The organism is Candidatus Synechococcus spongiarum, assembly GCF_900047545.1.
Lineage (GTDB): Bacteria > Cyanobacteriota > Cyanobacteriia > PCC-6307 > Cyanobiaceae > Synechococcus_B > Synechococcus_B spongiarum_C.
This window is the reverse complement of the sequence record NZ_FITM01000070.1, coordinates 1-17,453: the sequence shown is the minus strand read 5'-3', so window position 1 is coordinate 17,453 and position 17,453 is coordinate 1. Positions and strand designations below refer to the sequence as shown.

Below are 17,453 nucleotides of genomic sequence, written 5' to 3'. Positions count from 1 at the left end.
TGCATGTGTTAAGCACGCCGCCAGCGTTCATCCTGAGCCAGGATCAAACTCTCCGTTTTGGCTCACTTCCTTTTGAGGCTTAATCTTAAAAGTTAAGATTAAAACTTCGCAAAGTGAGTTATCCTTAATTATTTGACTAGGCAAATAGCTAAAGATCACCCGTTTAAGGGGTTCGAGAGTTGAGTTATTGAATCATTAAAACATGATGTCAAAACTCGGTCCGGATGACTCAGATCCGGCAAGAAGCTCCCAAAGCAAAAGCCTGAAAGCTTCAAAAATTCTTGACGGGACCTCCACTCTGCACGTTGCCCAAGACTGAAGATCGGCAAACTGACGAGAGCCGAACCTCTCAGGGCACAGGGCAGAGCAAGATTCCTGAACTGGGTTGTCTAGGTACTGCCCACAGCGCCTTCGAAAGGTAGGCGCCAATGGGCACAAATGAAAGTTAGCACCCACGGTCCGGCATGGCGCAGCGGGTAGTGTGCCACTAGTTCACCTGTCATACGGCCAGGGGGGATGGCGAAAGGTCCCCCACTGGCCGTTCCCGCCCTGTCAGCATTGGCTGACTGCAGCCGCGGATGTAGGCAATCCGTGGGCAAGCCCCTGGTTCCGCTGCCATAATGGATAAGGAACTGGAGCTTCCTGTGAAGTTTTTCTGCTGCTACGACGAACAGGGCGCCTTGATCGCCCGCTGCCAGACCATGGCTGACGTGGAGGTGCTGAAGAAAATGGGTCGTCCGGTGGTGAGAGTTGCCGAAATGACAGAGGAAGAGTCCGTGGTTTGCAGCCTTACAGACACTCCGGCTGCCTTCAACCAGGACTATTGAGCCTGCCCAACCGTTTGTTCACTGGCGCTCCTTGTCCCGCCGTAACGGTTTCTGGTCCTCCAGTGCCCCACACCGTTCCTTATCCAAGGCAGAGAGGTTGCGACGTTCAACGTAGTAAAGCTCCTGCAGGTGCAGGGCATCTTTGTTCCCCCGGACGTGGAGAGCATGGATTTTGTCCTCCGCTGTGGTCCTGGAGTCCGGGTCAGTCCCTGGGGATGCCGTGGCCTCCTGCTCCAGCAAGGTGGCGATACAATGTTCCGTGGTGACGATGGGTTGGGCACTCCACGCCTCAAGCAAGTGGCGGCCCCGTCTTTCGCTACGATGGCGCGCCAGCTTGGCGGCAGCAGCCTTCAGGGTGGGCAGTGGTTGCCCCAATTCCACTTGCACGGCTTCGCTGGGATGGAGGAGAGCCGTCAGCTGAGGTTGCAGGTCAACGGCGTCTTCCGCAGACAGATAGGCCATCAGCAGGGGGGGCAAATCCAGTGAGGTCAGGCTCTGGGCAGCATGGTCCCAGCAGGCGGCCGGGTCACTGTCCACCGGGGACCACTGCCCTGCCATGGGGGCTAGATGATCGTGTTCCACGGCAGTGATGGCTGCCCAAAGCCGGCGATGGATGGCGATGGCGAAGTCCTCCAGGTCCCGCTGACGCAGGATGCGGCGGATGGCCAGGCGGTGGTCCGGGCAGAGAAGATACAGTTGCAGGATGCGGCCCTCGGCAGTGGCGTGGGCGCTGACCTCACCCGGCGGTGCATGGCGGCTGGAGCGACCATGCCAGCGCTGACCACGGACCTGTTGGCGCAGATCCTCTTCCAAATCCAGGGCCAGGCGCGCCTGACCACCGGCAAGCCGCTCCGCCAACTGGTGCATGTAGCGGCTGCGCACAGCCGTGGGGGGCAATTTGCCCAGCAACTCCACCATGGACCGCCGTGCCCTCTGGAAGTGGTCGGCGCGGCTCAGATCACAATCCCGCAGCTCCTCTTCAATCTGCCAATCCAGCCAGAGGGGGGCTGCGGCCAGGTGTTGACCGTAGACGTCGCTGCCGTGCTGACGCAGGTAATCGTCAGGATCCTGGCCATGGGGAAGTGGAAACACCCGCAGTTCCAACTGCCCCTGTAGGGCCAGCTGCTCCACCTCCTGAATGGCCCTCTGGGTGGCCCGGGCGCCAGCGCTGTCGCCGTCAAAGTTCAGGACAATGCGTTTGCCGGTGGAGGCACGGCAGAGTTGCTTGATCTGCCAGGAACTGAGGGCCGTACCCAGGGCCGCCACACTGTTGCGCACCCCGGCGCCGTGCAGGGCAATGACGTCAAAGTAGCCCTCCACCACCACGGCCAGATCAGCCTTGTGGACAGGGCCCGCAGCCATGTCCAGACCAAACAGGATTTTTCCTTTCTCGAACACCGCCGTCTCGGGAGAGTTGAGATATTTGGGCTCACGGCCATCCAGGCTGCGCCCACCAAAACCCACCACCCGACCTTGCTTGTCCCGGATGGGAATCATCAGCCGCTGGCGGAAGCGATCGTAGTGGCCCTCCCCCCCTCGGTGTGGAATCGCCAGGCCTGCCGCCTCCAACTGCAAGGCGGTCACACCCTCCACCTGCCCCAGATGGCGCAGCAGGGCGTCCCAACGGTCCGGGGCATAGCCCAGTTGGAATTTCTCTATGGTGGCCCCATCAAGGCCACGCTGTTGGAGGTAGGCCAGGGCCTCCTGCCCCCCGGCCTGTTGCAGATTGGTCTGAAACCAGCCTGCAGCCAACGCCAGGACACGGTGGAGCGACTCCTGATGGGAAAGCTGTTGCCGCAGCCGATCCTGTTGACCACGGGAGAGGGTCTGAACCGGCACCTGATAGCGCTGGGCTAGTTGCAGCACCACCTCGGCAAAACTGGTCTGCTGCAGCTCCATGAGGAACTTGACGCTGTTGCCGCCAGCCCCACAGGAGAAGCAGTAGTAGAGTTGTTTAGCGGGGACCACCGTCATGGACGGTGATTTGTCCTCATGGAAGGGGCAGAGACCCACAAACTCCCGTCCCCGCCGCTTGAGCACCACGTGCTCGGACACCACGTCCACAATATCGGCCCGCTCCCTGACGGCGGTGATGGTGCTGGGGTGAAGTTGTGGGGACGCCAAGACAGGGTGCTTGGGGGTGGAGACCCGCAGGCTAAACGGAAATCCCGTGGTGAGGCGCGGGCCATACAGTGCAGGGATTCTGTAGCGGATACGTGGCTTCCCTGCTTCTGGAAATTGGCACCGAGGAACTGCCGGCAGCATTTTGCCCGGCAGCTCTGGCCCAGTTGGGCCGGATGATCACAGCCTCCCTGCAAGACTGGCACTTCGACGCCCTGCCCTCGCAGGGCTTTGCCACACCCCGGCGTCTGGGGGTGCTGGTGCGGGATCTGCCGCCGCGGCAGAAGGAACTGGTGGAGGAACACAAGGGTCCTCCAGCGCAGCAGGCTTTTCAGCAGGGCCGGCCCACGGCTGCCGCCCAAGGGTTTGCCCGGCGCTGGGGACTGGCGGTGGAGGACCTGACCATCTGCGCCACCCCCAGAGGGGAATTCGTCTTTGCCAAGGTGACGCAGCCAGGGCAGGCAACGGAGACGTTGCTGCGGGAGGCGATTCCCGGCTGGATTGCCGCCATTCAGGGCAAACGGCTGATGCGCTGGGGGACAGGGACGCAACGGTTCAGTCGTCCGATCCGCTGGCTGGTGGCCCTGCTGGATGATGAGCTGCTGCCGGTGCAACTGGAGCAGACCAGTCCTGTGGTCTCAGCCCAGGCCAATTCCTACGGACCCCGGCAGGGCTGGCGTTGCGACCCCCTCCCCATTGCCACGGCTGAAGCCTATGGGGCCACCCTGCACAAGGCCGGCATCGTTCCCGACCGCCAGCAGCGGCAGGCGCACATCCGCCATCTGATTGAGAGCAAGGCCGCTGAACTGGGCGCCGTCCCCCAACTCAAGCCGGCGCTGTTGGAGGAGCTGACGGATCTTGTGGAAGCGCCAGGGTTGATCGTTGGTCGCATGGAGGACCGTTTTCTGTCCCTGCCGGCTGAGGTGAGCGCCATGGAGATGGTGACCCACCAGCGCTATGTGCCCTTGTTTCAAGCGCCGGCGGATCCCCTGGCACTGGATGCCCATGGGGTGCTGGATCCCCACTTTCTGGTCATCACCAACGCCAGTCCCCTGGTGGATGAGGCCCTCGTCACCCAGGGCAACGAACGGGTGCTGCGGGCCCGGCTGGCCGACGGGGCCTTTTTCTATGACCAGGACCGCTCTCAATCCCTGGAGGGCTATCTGCCCCGTCTTGAAGGGGTCACCTTTGCCGTGGGGCTGGGCTCCCTGAAGGACCGCAGCGACCGCTTGGTGCGCCAAGCCCGAGTAACGGCCGGGGTGCTCCAGCAGCAGAACGGGGCACTCCGGGTACACGAGCAGGCCCTCGACCGTGCGGCCCTGTTGTGCAAGGCGGATCTGGTGACCCAGATGGTTGGCGAGTTCCCGGAACTGCAAGGGGTGATGGGAGCCAAGTACGCCATGGCCTCCGGCGAAGGGCCGCAAGTGGCTGAGGCCATCCGCGAGCACTACCTGCCCGGTGGCGCCGATGATCCCCTGCCCGCCTCCGACCTGGGTCGGATTTTGGCCTTGAGCGAGCGGCTGGAACTGTTGGTCTCCATCTTTGCCACCGGTCAGCGCCCCAGCGGCTCCTCCGATCCCTTTGCCTTGCGACGGGCCGGCAACGGACTGCTGCACATCCTGGTGGACTGTGGCTGGTCCCTGGACCTGGTGACCTTGCTGGAAGCTGCCTGCAGACAAGCTGCCAAGGATTTCCCCAACCTGAGGGTGAATCCCGCCGCTCTGCTGGCGGACCTGTTGACCTTTCTGCAGCAAAGGCTGCGCACCCTGCTGGCGGAGTTGGGGCTGGATTACGACATCATTGATGCGGTGGCGGCGGCACAAGATCCCGGGGCCTTGCTGCAGGATCCCGTGGATGTGGTCTGCCGCGGGCGGCTGCTGCAGCGGCTGCGGGGCTCCGGGGAGTTGGCGCCCATCCAGGCGGTGGTGCAGCGGGCTGCCCGGCTGGCGGAGAAGGGTGATCTGCAGCGCCATCAACGGGATCCCAGGGACTGCGTGGATGCGTCCCTGTTCAGTTCCCCGGCGGAGGAGGCGGTGTTGGCCTCTTTGCAGACCTTGGCCCCCCTGAGCAGAGCCAGGGATCAGGACGGCTACGAACGCCTGCTCACGGGTCTGGGGATGTTGTCACCCCGGTTGCAGGCCTTTTTTGACGGGGCCAACAGCGTGATGGTGATGGCCCCCGACCCGGAGGTGCGCCGCAACCGGCTCAATCTGCTGGCCGTCCTGCGGAATCAGGCCCTTATCATTGCGGACTTTTCCCGATTATCGGGTTGAGGGTCGGCGGCTGACGTGTAGCCCCGTGGCGTCATCTCCACCGCCACGGCACCGGGATTGAGGAAATCTTCTTGGGGACGCCCCACGGCGGTGTCCACCGGGTGGTACATCTTCGGCGCCATGGCCTGCCCCCGCAACAGGCTGGCCACGGTCAGCGCTGTGATCTTCACCTGTTGCCACGGACTCATGGGCACAACCCGCTTGTAGAGGTAGCTGTCAAAGGTGAGGCGTTGCACGTCCTTGTCGTCGCACATCTCCACGAAGGCCTCACGGGTTGCATCATTGGCGTAGAACACCCGCTGGAGGATGTCCAACACCGTGTAGGTGGAGCCGTAGCGGCGATCCCACTGGCGCAGGTAGGTGCGTTTCATCTCTCCGGCGGTGGGGATGCGTTTGCCCTGCCGACTCACCTGCACCAGGGCTTGGGCACACATGCGCCCACTCTTGGCGGCAAAGTAAATGCCCTCACCGGAACTCTTGGTCACATAGCCGGCGGCATCGCCCACCAGACTCATCTGCTGCACCACCCGGCGCGGGCGGGGGTGCTCCGGGATGGGATGAGCTTCCACCTTGATCACCTCGCCGCGGAACAGACGCTTACTGGCCCGTTGGCGGATGCCCCGTTGAAGGGCCTTGATCAGGGACTGATTCTCTTGCATGGTGCCGGTGCCCACCGCCACGTGGTCGTACTTGGGAAACACCCAGGCGTAAAAATCGGGAGAAACGTCAGTGCCCACATACATCTCCGCCAAATCCTCGTAGTAGGACATTTCTTCCTTGGGCAGGCGGATCCGCTCCTGGAAGGCAATGGCCACCTTGTAGGATCCCGCATCCATGGCCTTGGCCACCCGGGAGTTGGCCCCGTCGGCGCCGATGATGTAATCCACCTCCAGGGTTTGGCGCTCACCCTTGAGCCCTTCAGCGTGGGCGGCGTAGTGGATGGTGTAGGGACCTTGACGTTGGGGTCCGGTGGTAATGGTCTGCACCAGGCCGTTAATCAGGGTGGCCCCATAATCGGCCGCCCGATTGCGCAGGAAGGCGTCAAAAATCTCCCGGCGGCACATGCCGATAAATTCATCCTGGCGATACCCGAGGGGATCCAGACGAATGTCCACTTCCTTGTTGGAAGGGGAAATCATCCGCATATTGCGAACCTTGCGGTCGATGATGTGGTTGGGGAGGTCAAACTCCTCCACCATGCAGAGGGGAATCGCACCGCCACAGGGCTTGGCATTGTCCAGCTTGCGCTCAAACAGCCAGGTTCTGATTCCAGCTTTGGCCAACACTTCCGCGGCACAGGACCCACTGGGGCCTCCGCCAATAACGGCAACGCGCAGCATGACAACTCTCCTCGATCCTTGGCAGGGAGTGATCCTCTGAACCTACAGCCATGACGCCATGCCATGGGCAGGCTGTTGCCGAGCGGTTGCAGGAGGAGAGGTCCTGGGGCAATAATCCAGGGATAAGGCGATGGGCCCAAGACGTGGCAAAGGCGACAACAACCCCGTTGGACGAGATCCCCGTTGCTCGCCGTCTCACCCCGTCCATTCGCCAGCAACAGCAACCCGGCCTGTTGACGCTCCTGATCCTCTTGGCCAGCGCTATGGTGGTGGGAATGGTCATTTTCCTGCGCTCTACCCAGCACATGCCCACCACGGGACTGGACCCCTTGACCGAGCTCATGCCCCCACCGGAGGCGGATGGTCGGCTCCTGGGGCACTTCTCCTACCCCATCGCCCACGAGACAGACCTGGTGGAGGTGGTTCCGGGCCACCGGCTCCATGGGGACGCGGCAGCGGCATTTCTGGCTATGCAGAGGGACGCCGCGGAAGACGGGGTGCAACTCAGGCTACTGAGCGCCTTTCGGGATCAGGAGACCCAGCACAATTTGTTCTTCTCCGTCATGGTGGAGCGGGGGCAACGGCCGGTGGAGCGGGCCAAAGTCAGTGCCCCGCCAAGTTACTCCGAGCATCACACCGGCTACGCCCTGGACCTGGGAGATGCCCGCCGTCCCGAGTTGGACCTGGAGGCAGCCTTTGACCAGAGTGCCGCCTTTACCTGGTTGCAGCAGCACGCAGCCCGTTATCACTTCCGGCTGTCGTTCCCGGCGAACAACCGTCAGGGCCTGGCCTATGAACCATGGCACTGGCGTTGGGAAGGCAGCAGCCATGCGCTGGAATTATTTGAACAGGCGCACCGACTCAATGCCGCAATATAACGAATCCATTGACTATTGCCTTGCCTGTTATGGGCCGACCCATCCGGAACATTGCCATCATTGCCCATGTTGACCATGGCAAGACAACCCTGGTGGATGCCCTGCTGGCCCAATCAGGCATTTTTCGCCAGGGGGAGGCGGTGCCCAGTTGCGTGATGGACAGCAATGCGCTGGAGCGGGAGCGGGGCATCACCATCCTGGCCAAGAACACAGCGGTGGACTACGGACAGACCCGCATTAACATCGTGGACACCCCTGGTCACGCGGATTTTGGCGGGGAGGTGGAGCGGGTGTTGGGCATGGTGGACGGCTGTCTGCTGGTGGTGGACGCCAACGAAGGCCCCATGCCCCAGACCCGCTTTGTCCTCAAAAAGGCCCTGGAGAAGGGCCTGCGGCCCATTGTCTTCATCAACAAGGTGGACCGGCCCCAAGCCATGCCGGATGCGGCGGTGGACAAGGTGCTGGATCTCTTCCTGGAGCTGGGGGCTGACGATGACCAATGTGATTTCCCCTACCTCTTTGGCAGTGGCCTGGGGGGATTTGCCACAGCTGACCTGGCCAAGGGCAACGACACCCTGCAGCCCTTGTTCGAGGCCATTCTTCGCCACACGCCACCCCCGGTGGGCGACTCCGACAAGCCTCTGCAACTGCAAGTCACCACCCTGGACTACAGCGACTTCCTGGGCACTATTGCCATTGGCCGCATCCACAACGGCACCATCACCACCGGGCAGCAGGCAACCCTGATCCGCGGTGACGGCGCTATGAAGCGGGGCCGGGTCAGCAAATTGCTGGGGTTTCAGGGGCTGAGGCGTCTGGAAATCCAGGCCGCCGCCGCCGGGGACATTGTTGCGGTGGCTGGCTTCAGCGGGGTGAACATTGGCGACACCATTGCCTGTGGTGACAGCCTCAACTCCAAAGCCCTGCCACTGATCAAGGTGGATGAACCCACCTTGCAGATGACCTTCATGGTCAACGACTCCCCCTTTGCAGGCCAGGAGGGGAAGTTTGTCACCAGTCGTCAGTTGCGGGACCGGTTACACAAGGAGTTGCTCACCAACGTGGCCCTGCGGGTCCAGGACACTACGTCTCCGGATCGCTTCACCGTGTGCGGCCGGGGAGAACTCCATCTGGGCATCTTGATCGAGACCATGCGGCGGGAAGGCTACGAGTTCCAGGTCTCCCAACCCCAGGTGATCTTCCGCACCATGGACGGGGACATCTGCGAGCCCTACGAGACCGTCGTTCTGGACGTGCCGGAAAGGACGGTAGGGGGTTGCATTGAACGCCTGGGTACATGCAGAGGGGAAATGCAGAACATGGCCACTTCCGGGGACGGCCGCTGTCAAATGGAGTTCATCGTTCCTGCGCGCGGCCTGGTGGGCTTTCGCAGTGACTTCATCCGCATGACCCGTGGCGAAGGCCTGATGAGTCACTCGTTTTTGGACTACCGCAAGATGGAGGGGGAGTTGCAAGCCCGGCACACCGGGGTGCTGATTGCTTTCGAGACGGGTGTGGCCACCGTCTACGCACTAAAGAACGCCGAAGACCGGGGCCAGTTTTTCATTCACCCAGGCACCAGGGTGTACAAAGGGATGATCGTGGGGCAACACACACGACCCCAGGACCTGGAGATCAACGTCTGCAAGACCAAGCAACTCACCAACATGCGCTCAGCGGGCGCCGAAGAGTTGGACACCCTGCAGACTCCCGTGGAGATGTCCCTGGAACGGTCTCTGGGTTACATCGGCCCCGGTGAGTTGCTGGAGGTGACCCCGGAATCCATGCGGCTGCGCAAGCTGCCCAGTCGCAAGCCCGCTAAACGCTAGACGTCCTTTTACGCCTTGCTCCTCCCATGGCGGCCCGTCCGGATCCTGCCCTTGCCTCGGCACTGGCCCTCTTTGCCCAGGAAGACTGGTACGCCTGCCATGACGCCCTGGAGGTGCTCTGGCAGGAGAGCCTGGAGCCGCGCCGCAGGCCCCTGCAGGCCCTGGTTCAGATTGCCGTGGCCATGGTCCACTGGCAACAAGGCAATCGCCGTGGCACTACCTTGCTCTGGGGCGAAGCCGTGGCGCGTCTGGCCCGCTGCCGTGAGGAGCTGGACGGGGTGGACCTGGGTTACCTGCATGAGCAAGGCCGGCATTGGCTCCGCTTTCTGCAGGACCCTCCTGGGGGCGCCGCCCCACCGCCACCACGGTGTAAGGCAGACTAGGGCATCCAGGCCATCATGGACACCAGTGGCAACCAATCTGTCTTGGCTGGGGCTGATGATGGCTCTTGCAGCCACAACAGGCCGGGCCGGCATATACCAGCCGTTCCACCCCCCATCCACCATCTCCGTGCCGTCCCTGGCCCAGACCACCGACACCAACCCCGATGGGCAGAGGCCGGACAGTGACCGGATCACTATTCGCTCCGACCGGCAGGAGATGAACGAAGAGGAAGGCATTCTCACAGCAGAGGGCCGGGTGCGGATCGTCTACCCGGCCCATGACGTCACCGCCACGGCCGACCACGCCCGGTACTTCACTCGGGAGGGAAGGCTAATCCTCAGCGGCGGCGTGGAGGTCAAGCAAACGGGGGGCAACAGCATCCGTGGCGAGCGGCTGGTGTACACGAGCCAGTCTCGGACGTTTGTTGTGGAATCCAGGCCGGGCGAGCAGGTGCAGAGCACCTACGACCTGTCTTCCCCCACCCGGGAGACATTGACCCCATGAGTCTGGAGTTGCAGGGGATCAACCTGAGCCTGGCGGGTCGTCAGTTGATTCAATCCCTGGACATGCACTTGCACCCAGGTGAAGTGGTGGGTCTCCTGGGACCCAACGGGGCAGGCAAGACCACCACCTTCAACCTGATCACCGGTCAGTTGCAGCCAGACCAGGGGGACATTTCTCTGGACGGCCACTCCATCACGGCGCTGACCATGCCCCAGCGGGCCAGGCTGGGGTTGGGCTATCTGCCCCAGGAGGCCAGCGTCTTCCGCTCCCTCACCGTGCGGGACAACCTGCTGCTCAGCCTGGAGCAATCCCGGCTGCCTGCACCTGCACGCCGCCAACGGCTCAATCAACTGGTGGCCGACTTCCAACTGAAGCCTTTTCTACAGCGGCGGGGCGCCCAACTCTCCGGTGGTGAACGACGCCGGACCGAAGTGGCCAGGGCGCTGGCGGTGGGCACCCATGGTCCCCGCTATTTGCTGCTGGACGAGCCGTTTGCCGGCGTAGACCCGCTGGCGGTCCATGATTTACAGACCTTGATCCTGCGCCTCAAGCAACAACAGGTGGGGCTACTCATCACGGATCACAACGTGCGGGAAACTCTCTCCATTACGGATCGTGCCTATATTCTTAACGAAGGCACCATCCTGGCGTCCGGTTCTTCCCAGGTTGTGGCCAGTGATCCGTTGGTCAGACAGTACTACCTGGGCACAAGCTTCACCATCTGATGGTCACCCTGTCTCCCCTCACTCGTCGTCTGGGCCTGCTGGATCGCTGGCTCTATGGAGAGTTGCTAGGTCCACTGTTGTTCGGAATCGGCATCTTCAGCTTGCTGCTGGTGACCGGGGATGCCCTGTTTGACCTGGTGCGCAAGGTTGTGGAGAAGGGTTTGCCCACTGGCTCGGCGCTTCAGGTACTCGTCCTGCAGTTGCCGGGTTTGATGGTCTATGCCTTGCCCATGGCCATGTTGCTGGGCACACTGCTCACCTATAGCAAGCTTTCCAGCGGCAATGAACTCATTGCCCTGCGCAGCGTTGGCGTGCCCACCAGGCGCTACGTACTGCCCGCGGTGGTGTTGGGTCTGATCTTCAGCGTGGTCAGCTTTATGGTCAGCGATCTGGTGGTGCCCAGCAGCAACCACCATTCTGTCGTGGTTTTGCAAGCCGCCTTGGGACGGTCCATGCCCAAAAGCAGGGGTGAGCACATCATCTATCCCCATTTCGCCAGAATTTCCAGGGCAGACGGTGGTTCCCACAATGGCCTGGCGCAATTGTTCTACGCACGGGAGGCCATAGACGGTCATATGAAAGGCATCACGGTGCTGGACATCAGCCGCCCCGACATGCTCCAGGTGGTACAAGCCCGGGAGGCCTACTTTGACCAGGACCAGGGGAACTTGTTGTTTCTTGACGGCACCACCACCTCCCTGGCTGAGGACGGCAGCTCCCAGTCCCGGATGCGCTTTGAGGAACAACTGTCTCCCATTGGGGATACCCCTTTGCGCTTGGCGGAGATCCCCACGGATCCCGCCAACATGACTGTTGCCCAAATCCACATGTCCCGGACCCTGCTGGAAAGGACGGGCAACCTGCGCCAGGCACGCAAGTTGAGTGTCCGTCTTCAGGAAAAGTTTTCGGTTCCCTTGAGTTGCCTGGTGTTCGCCCTCGCGGGCTCCAGCATCGGCGCCCGGTCCGTTGGCAAGACACGGAGCCGCAGCAAGGGATTTGGCGTCAGCCTCATCATCATCTTCGGCTACTACCTGCTGTCGTTTGTTTTCAGTTCCCTGGGGGTGCAGGGGATTCTCTCCCCCTATCTCTCTGCCTGGATACCGGTTGCCATTGGCCTGGCGGCAGGCCTGGCTCTGCTTTACCGCTCCAGTCGCTAGGACAGTTGGATTCCAACCCTAACCTGAAGGCTCCCATACGGCATCGGTGATGCCCACTGATTTATTGACACCAGCCGACCTCGTTGCAGCCCTAGGCTTGGCAGCCTTGTTGTTGCTGCTGACGGCCTTGCCCGCAGCATTTTGGGGTCTCATGGCGGGCAACCATTCCCAGCGGCTGAGCACCGCCCTCGTGGCGGTCGCCAATCTGTTCCTGGCGGCGTTGTTGCTGCGCCGCTGGATGGACACGGGTCACTTTCCCGTGAGCAACCTTTACGAATCGCTGTGCTTCCTCAGTTGGTGCGCCAGCTTTACCCAGCTTCTGCTGATGCGCATTTCCCCCCATGCCTGGGTGCCTGCCTTGACCACACCCTTGGCCCTGGGCACCCTGGCTTTTGCCTCCTTTGCCCTGCCCTCGTCCCTGCAGGTGGCCAATTCTCTGGTACCGGCCCTGCGCTCAAGCTGGCTGGTGATGCATGTGAGTGTGATCATGGCCAGCTACGGGGCGCTGCTGGTGGGGTCCGCCTTGGCGGTGGGGGTGCTGCTGGCGAACCGGGATCAAGCCGTGGCCATTCGGGGGAGTTCCATCGGCAGCGGCGGGTTTCGCGCACCCACCATGGCCGTGGGAGACAACCTCACCAGCCTCACCAGTGAAACCTTCAGTCAGGCCGAGCGCCTGGACAACCTGAGCTACCGCACCATCACGGTGGGCTTCCTGCTCCTCTCCATTGGCATCATCAGTGGTGCGGTGTGGGCCAATGAAGCCTGGGGCAGTTGGTGGAGCTGGGATCCCAAGGAAACCTGGGCACTCATCTGCTGGCTGGTGTATGCCGCCTATCTCCACACCCGCTTGAATCGGGGCTGGCATGGTCGTCGCTCAGCACTGCTGGCTGCCTCCGGGTTCATGGTGGTGGTGATTTGCTACATCGGTGTCAATCTTCTAGGTGTCGGCCTGCACAGCTACGGATGGTTTCTTGGTTCCTGATCCCCACCGTGGCACTGGGTGCAACCACGGGGCTTCTCACGGCGACAGCGACAGCCGATCCTGCACAGGTAGTTAAACCCATGGACGCCAATCCCCTGGAGGCCTACCAACAACTCTGCCAAATCGAGGCCCGTCACCAGGGGGCGCCGGAGGCAATTGTCCAGGGATCGTGCCGGTGTCTCCAACAACGGTTGGAGGCTCTGGACAAACCACCCCATGGACGGGACGATCTCAAGGCGTTCACCGAAGAGAACCGCCTGGCCTGTGTGTTCCAGGCGATTCTCGAACTCTGAGTCCTCTGGTTGAGTGGGGGCAGGGATTCAGACTGGGGCCATGGCGGGGTTGCGGCTGTTGCGGATGCCGTCGATGGCGGTGGCGTAGTCCGCCGCCCCGAACACTGCCGAGCCCGCCACCAGGGCGTTGGCGCCAGCATCAATGACGCTCCAGGCATTGCTGGCCTTGACGCCGCCATCCACCTCGATCCAGGGATCCAGACCGCGCTCGTCGCACATGTGGCGCAGGGTGCGGATCTTGTCCAGAGCCGAAGGGATGAAACTTTGTCCGCCAAAACCAGGATTCACGGACATGATCAACACCATGTCGCAAAGTTCAAGGCAGTACTCCAGGCTGCTGAGGGGGGTGCCGGGGTTGAGCACGGCGCCCGCTTTTTTCCCCAGGTCCTTGATCTGGGCCAGGTTGCGATGCAGGTGGGGGCAGGCTTCCACCTGCACGTAGATGTGATCGGCCCCCGCCCGGGCGAAGTCCGGGACGTACTTCTCCGGCTCCACGATCATCAGGTGAACATCCAGGGGCTTTTCAGTGACCGGGCGCAGAGCGGCCACCACCAGCGGACCGATGGTGAGATTGGGAACAAAGCGCCCATCCATCACGTCCACGTGAATCCAATCCGCACCGGCCTGGTCCACGGTCCGTACTTCATCCCCCAGCCGCGCAAAATCCGCCGACAGAATAGACGGGGCAATCACAAGGGGCTTGGGAGACATGGTTCTGTGGGAGTGGGACAGGCTCGCCATCAGCCTAACCGGCAGTTGTGGCAGGGCGCTGATAGACTCACCCGCGCTCCCGCCTCCCTTGGGGGTGGGCATCAGACCTTTGCTTGAGAATCCGTGGACCGCAACCTGATTCAGGAACTGCTGGAAGTCGTCGAACAGGCGGCCATCGCATCAGCCCAGCTCACCGGTCAGGGACGCAAAAACGATGCAGATGCCGCTGCTGTGGAAGCCATGCGCAAGCGCATGGGCACCATTCCCATGCAGGGCCGCATCGTCATCGGCGAGGGGGAACGGGATGAAGCCCCCATGCTGTACATCGGCGAGGAGGTGGGCAGTGGCCACGGTCCCGGTGTGGATTTCGCCGTTGATCCCTGTGAAGGAACCAATCTTTGCGCCAATGCCCAGCCCGGCTCCATGGCGGTTCTGGCCGCCAGTGACCGTGGCGGCCTGTTCAACGCGCCGGACTTCTACATGAACAAGCTGGCGGCGCCGCCAGCCGCCAAGGGCAAAGTGGATCTCCGCAAGTCACCCACGGACAACCTCAAGATCCTGGCGGATTGCCTGGGGCTGGCCCTGGACGAGCTGGTGGTGGTGGTGATGGATCGGGCCCGCCACAAAACCCTGATCGCCGAGATCCGTGGTGCGGGCGCCCGGGTCAAGCCCATCAGCGACGGGGACGTGAGTGCCGCCATTGCCTGTGGTTTTGAAGGGACCGGCACCCACTGCCTCATGGGCATCGGCGCGGCGCCCGAGGGGGTGATTTCCGCAGCGGCGTTGCGCTGCCTGGGGGGCCACTTCCAGGGTCAACTGGTCTATGATCCCGCCATCGCCATGACCAAGGAATGGGCCAACCTCACCAAGGAGGGCAACTTGGTGCGCCTGGCGGAGATGGGCATTACGGATCCCGACCGTGTCTACGGGGCGGAGGAATTGGCCAGTGGCCAGAATGTAGTCTTTGCTGCCAGCGGCATCACGAATGGTCTCCTGTTCCATGGGGTGAAGTTCGAGCCGGACTGCACCCGCACCAGCAGCCTGGTGATTTCCTCCCTAGATCGCACAGCCCGTTTCACCAACACGGTCCACATCAAAGCGGGTGCCACCAAGGTGTCGTTGCACTGAGTCGTTGCGCCGAGACGCCAGCGCCCTCTTCAAACCTCACCTCCCATGCACATTGCCGTCATTGGCCTCAGCCATCGCACCGCGCCAGTGGAGGTGCGGGAGCGGCTCAGCATCACGGACGAGACCTTGCCCAGCTCCCTCAGGAGCCTGCTGGCGGTGCAGGAGGTGCAGGAAGCGTCCATTCTCAGCACCTGTAACAGGCTGGAGATCTATGCCCTCCTGCGCCACGCCGATGCGGTGGCCACCATTGCCCACTTCCTGAGTGAGCATAGTGGCCTTCCTGCTGCGGAACTGCGGCCCCATCTGTTCGTGCTTCGGCATGAGGAGGCCATTGACCACCTGCTGCGGGTCGCCGCTGGCCTAGATAGCCTGGTGCAGGGGGAAGGGCAAATCCTGGCCCAGGTGAAAAAAATGGCGCGCCTGGGACAGGAGCACAAATCCACCGGCCCCATTCTGGGGCGGCTCCTCAATCAAGCGGTCAGCACCGGCAAGCGGGTGCGCAGTGAAACCAGGCTGGGCACGGGGGCCGTGTCCATCAGCAGTGCTGCAGTGGAACTGGCTCAACTCAAATGCGCCCAGGAGCGGGGTGAGCAGCAGCCGGTTGGCCTAGCTGAGGAGCAGGTGGCCGTAGTGGGCTGTGGCCGCATGGGGCGGTTGCTGGTGCAACACTTGGCAGCAAAGGGCTGCACGGCCCTCACCCTGGTGAACAGAACCACGGCCAGGGCTGAGGCCCTGGCCAGGGACTTTCCCCAGCTCGCCATCCGTTGTGTGGGCCTGGAGAAGCTGGATGAAGAACTGCGAAGAGCCTCCATGGTGTTCACCAGCACAGCCGCTGCCATCCCCATGCTCACCCGATCACGATTGGAGCGGCTGGCACCCATCCACCGCCTCAAGCTTTTTGACATTGGTGTGCCCCGCAACATCACCGCCGACGTGGCCGCTGTGGACGGGGTGGCGGCCTACGACGTGGACGACCTGAAGGAAGTGGTGGCCCGCAACCAGGAGGCCCGCCAAGCCGAAGCCAAGGTTGCCGAGGGACTGGTCCACCAGGATGCAGAGGACTTTCTCACCTGGTGGGACGGATTGGAAGCCGTTCCTGTGCTGAACCGGTTGCGGCGCAACCTGGACCAGGTGCGGGAACAGGAGTTGCTCAAGGCCCTGAGCCGCATGGGGCCAGATCTCTCGGCCCGGGAGAAGAACGTGGTGGAGGCCCTCAGCAAAGGGATCATCAACAAGGTGCTCCACGGCCCCGTAACCCGGCTGCGGGGACCCATGGAGCGGCAGAAGCGACTGGAACAACTCCAGGTCGTATGTGAATTATTTGACCTGGATCAGGTTGAGACATCTTGATTCATCCGCCGGGTCTTGCCGTTTGCGCCCTCCATCAACGAAAGTGACGTTGTCAGCAGCGTGTCCATGAAGCGGGTCTTGGGAATCATCCTCGGCGGCGGCGCCGGAACCCGTCTCTTCCCCCTCACCAAAATGCGGGCCAAGCCGGCTGTTCCCCTGGCCGCCAAGTACCGCCTAATCGACATCCCCGTCAGCAACTGCATCAATTCTGGTATTACCAAGATCTATGCCCTGACCCAGTTCAACAGCGCCTCCCTCAACCGCCATCTCTCCCGCACCTACAACCTCTCTGCGGGGTTTGGCCAGGGTTTTGTGGAGGTTCTGGCGGCCCAGCAAACCCCGGAAAGCCCCAGTTGGTTTGAGGGCACCGCTGACGCGGTGCGCAAGTACAAGTGGCTCTTCCAGGAGTGGGACGTGGACGAGTACCTGATCCTCAGCGGTGACCAGCTTTACCGCATGGACTACGGCGCCTTTGTGGCCTCCCACCGGGCCCTGGGGGCGGACATCAGCGTGGCGGCCCTGCCGGTCACCCCGGAGCAGGGCCAGAGCTTTGGCCTCATGCGCACGGATTCCTCACGGCGCATCCTGGAATTTCGCGAGAAGCCCCACGGTGATGCCCTGGCCCAGATGCGGGTGGATACCTCCGTCTACGGGATCTCACCCGAGGAGTCCCGGGAGAAACCCCATTTGGCCTCCATGGGCATTTACGTCTTCAGTCGCAAGGCCCTATTTGATCTCCTGGACCAGAATCCCTCGGCGACAGACTTCGGCAAGGAGATCATCCCCACGGCATTGCGGGATCACGATCTGCGGGCCTACCTGTTCAATGACTACTGGGAGGACATCGGCACGATCCGGGCATTTTATGAAGCCAACCTGGCCCTGACCGAACAGCCCTTGCCGGCCTTTTCATTTTATGATGAGAACTTCCCCATATACACCCGTCCCCGT

16 protein-coding genes and 1 rRNA gene are annotated in these 17,453 nt (G+C 62.3%); 13 read left to right on the top strand and 4 right to left on the bottom strand.

Translation table 11 applies throughout. The features are described 5' to 3' along the window. Window positions 1-59: ribosomal RNA gene (locus FLM9_RS08350) — 16S ribosomal RNA — on the bottom strand; the annotation flags it as partial. 561 nt (window positions 60-620) lie between these two features. Between FLM9_RS08350 and FLM9_RS02725 the strand changes: the two genes are divergently transcribed. Then, window positions 621-827 carry a hypothetical protein gene (locus tag FLM9_RS02725; RefSeq protein WP_438801325.1) on the top strand — a complete coding sequence of 69 codons (207 nt, stop codon included), beginning with the start codon at window positions 621-623 and terminating at the stop codon, window positions 825-827. An 18-nt stretch (window positions 828-845) separates the two neighbouring features. Here FLM9_RS02725 and dnaG read toward each other — a convergent pair whose 3' ends face one another. Then, window positions 846-2,951: a DNA primase gene (gene dnaG, locus FLM9_RS02720; RefSeq protein ID WP_074457142.1), complete on the bottom strand. Its 2,106-nt coding sequence runs from the start codon at window positions 2,949-2,951 to the stop codon at window positions 846-848. 92 nt (window positions 2,952-3,043) lie between these two features. Here dnaG and glyS point away from each other — a divergent pair, with 92 nt between their 5' ends. Beyond that, entirely contained in the window at window positions 3,044-5,221 is a 2,178-nt protein-coding gene (glyS, locus tag FLM9_RS02715; protein WP_074457141.1) for a glycine--tRNA ligase subunit beta, read from the top strand. On the opposite strand, the gene chlP is transcribed toward glyS, so the two are convergent. Continuing rightward, the gene (chlP, locus tag FLM9_RS02710; protein WP_074457140.1) at window positions 5,179-6,561 is read right to left on the bottom strand and encodes a geranylgeranyl reductase; all 1,383 of its coding nucleotides are present in this window, start codon (window positions 6,559-6,561) and stop codon (window positions 5,179-5,181) included. The genes glyS and chlP overlap by 43 nt on opposite strands. 50 nt (window positions 6,562-6,611) lie before the next feature. On the opposite strand from chlP, the gene FLM9_RS02705 reads away from it, so the two are divergent. The 8 genes from FLM9_RS02705 to FLM9_RS02670 all read left to right on the top strand — a co-directional run bounded on the left by FLM9_RS02705 (window position 6,612) and on the right by FLM9_RS02670 (window position 13,313). Further along, window positions 6,612-7,439 carry a M15 family metallopeptidase gene (locus FLM9_RS02705; RefSeq protein ID WP_081340147.1) on the top strand — a complete coding sequence of 276 codons (828 nt, stop codon included), beginning with the start codon at window positions 6,612-6,614 and terminating at the stop codon, window positions 7,437-7,439. A gap of 29 nt (window positions 7,440-7,468) precedes the next feature. Beyond that, on the top strand, window positions 7,469-9,268 hold the full coding sequence (gene typA, locus FLM9_RS02700) for a translational GTPase TypA (RefSeq protein ID WP_074457139.1): 1,800 nt from the start codon (window positions 7,469-7,471) through the stop codon (window positions 9,266-9,268). A 26-nt stretch (window positions 9,269-9,294) separates the two neighbouring features. Further along, on the top strand, window positions 9,295-9,651 hold the full coding sequence (locus FLM9_RS02695) for a DUF309 domain-containing protein (RefSeq protein ID WP_074457138.1): 357 nt from the start codon (window positions 9,295-9,297) through the stop codon (window positions 9,649-9,651). A gap of 55 nt (window positions 9,652-9,706) precedes the next feature. Then, entirely contained in the window at window positions 9,707-10,156 is a 450-nt protein-coding gene (locus FLM9_RS02690) for an LptA/OstA family protein (protein WP_143324569.1), read from the top strand. Beyond that, entirely contained in the window at window positions 10,153-10,881 is a 729-nt protein-coding gene (gene lptB, locus FLM9_RS02685) for an LPS export ABC transporter ATP-binding protein (RefSeq protein ID WP_074457136.1), read from the top strand. The genes FLM9_RS02690 and lptB overlap by 4 nt, the downstream gene beginning before the upstream one ends. Next, entirely contained in the window at window positions 10,881-12,038 is a 1,158-nt protein-coding gene (locus FLM9_RS02680) for an LptF/LptG family permease (RefSeq protein WP_074457135.1), read from the top strand. The genes lptB and FLM9_RS02680 overlap by 1 nt, the downstream gene beginning before the upstream one ends. Before the next feature lie 49 nt (window positions 12,039-12,087). Beyond that, complete coding sequence (gene ccsB, locus FLM9_RS02675; protein ID WP_074457134.1) at window positions 12,088-13,020, top strand: c-type cytochrome biogenesis protein CcsB; 933 nt, start codon at window positions 12,088-12,090, stop codon at window positions 13,018-13,020. 80 nt (window positions 13,021-13,100) lie between these two features. Then, window positions 13,101-13,313, top strand: a complete 213-nt coding sequence (locus FLM9_RS02670; protein WP_074457133.1) for a hypothetical protein — start codon at window positions 13,101-13,103, stop codon at window positions 13,311-13,313. Window positions 13,314-13,340: 27 nt separating this feature from the next. On the opposite strand, the gene rpe is transcribed toward FLM9_RS02670, so the two are convergent. Beyond that, the gene (gene rpe, locus FLM9_RS02665; protein ID WP_074457132.1) at window positions 13,341-14,024 is read right to left on the bottom strand and encodes a ribulose-phosphate 3-epimerase; all 684 of its coding nucleotides are present in this window, start codon (window positions 14,022-14,024) and stop codon (window positions 13,341-13,343) included. Between the two features lie 123 nt (window positions 14,025-14,147). Between rpe and glpX the strand changes: the two genes are divergently transcribed. The 3 genes from glpX to FLM9_RS02650 form a co-directional block, all read left to right on the top strand. Then, window positions 14,148-15,152 carry a class II fructose-bisphosphatase gene (gene glpX, locus FLM9_RS02660; RefSeq protein WP_074457131.1) on the top strand — a complete coding sequence of 335 codons (1,005 nt, stop codon included), beginning with the start codon at window positions 14,148-14,150 and terminating at the stop codon, window positions 15,150-15,152. 45 nt (window positions 15,153-15,197) lie between these two features. Then, the gene (locus tag FLM9_RS02655; protein ID WP_074457130.1) at window positions 15,198-16,502 is read left to right on the top strand and encodes a glutamyl-tRNA reductase; all 1,305 of its coding nucleotides are present in this window, start codon (window positions 15,198-15,200) and stop codon (window positions 16,500-16,502) included. A gap of 66 nt (window positions 16,503-16,568) precedes the next feature. Beyond that, the coding region (locus FLM9_RS02650) for a sugar phosphate nucleotidyltransferase (protein ID WP_074457143.1) at window positions 16,569-17,453 on the top strand (885 nt) is incomplete at its 3' end.

What these genes read in the sequence shown, in the direction of transcription:
- lptB (WP_074457136.1), top strand. Translation starts at nt 10,153, where the DNA reads ATGAGTCTGGAGTTGCAGGGGATCAACCTGAGCCTGGCGGGTCGTCAG.
- chlP (WP_074457140.1), bottom strand. Translation starts at nt 6,561, where the DNA reads ATGCTGCGCGTTGCCGTTATTGGCGGAGGCCCCAGTGGGTCCTGTGCC.
- FLM9_RS02655 (WP_074457130.1), top strand. Translation starts at nt 15,198, where the DNA reads ATGCACATTGCCGTCATTGGCCTCAGCCATCGCACCGCGCCAGTGGAG.
- FLM9_RS02695 (WP_074457138.1), top strand. Translation starts at nt 9,295, where the DNA reads ATGGCGGCCCGTCCGGATCCTGCCCTTGCCTCGGCACTGGCCCTCTTT.
- FLM9_RS02680 (WP_074457135.1), top strand. Translation starts at nt 10,881, where the DNA reads ATGGTCACCCTGTCTCCCCTCACTCGTCGTCTGGGCCTGCTGGATCGC.
- FLM9_RS02670 (WP_074457133.1), top strand. Translation starts at nt 13,101, where the DNA reads ATGGACGCCAATCCCCTGGAGGCCTACCAACAACTCTGCCAAATCGAG.
- FLM9_RS02705 (WP_081340147.1), top strand. Translation starts at nt 6,612, where the DNA reads ATGACGCCATGCCATGGGCAGGCTGTTGCCGAGCGGTTGCAGGAGGAG.
- ccsB (WP_074457134.1), top strand. Translation starts at nt 12,088, where the DNA reads ATGCCCACTGATTTATTGACACCAGCCGACCTCGTTGCAGCCCTAGGC.
- FLM9_RS02725 (WP_438801325.1), top strand. Translation starts at nt 621, where the DNA reads ATGGATAAGGAACTGGAGCTTCCTGTGAAGTTTTTCTGCTGCTACGAC.
- FLM9_RS02690 (WP_143324569.1), top strand. Translation starts at nt 9,707, where the DNA reads ATGATGGCTCTTGCAGCCACAACAGGCCGGGCCGGCATATACCAGCCG.
- rpe (WP_074457132.1), bottom strand. Translation starts at nt 14,024, where the DNA reads ATGTCTCCCAAGCCCCTTGTGATTGCCCCGTCTATTCTGTCGGCGGAT.
- typA (WP_074457139.1), top strand. Translation starts at nt 7,469, where the DNA reads ATGGGCCGACCCATCCGGAACATTGCCATCATTGCCCATGTTGACCAT.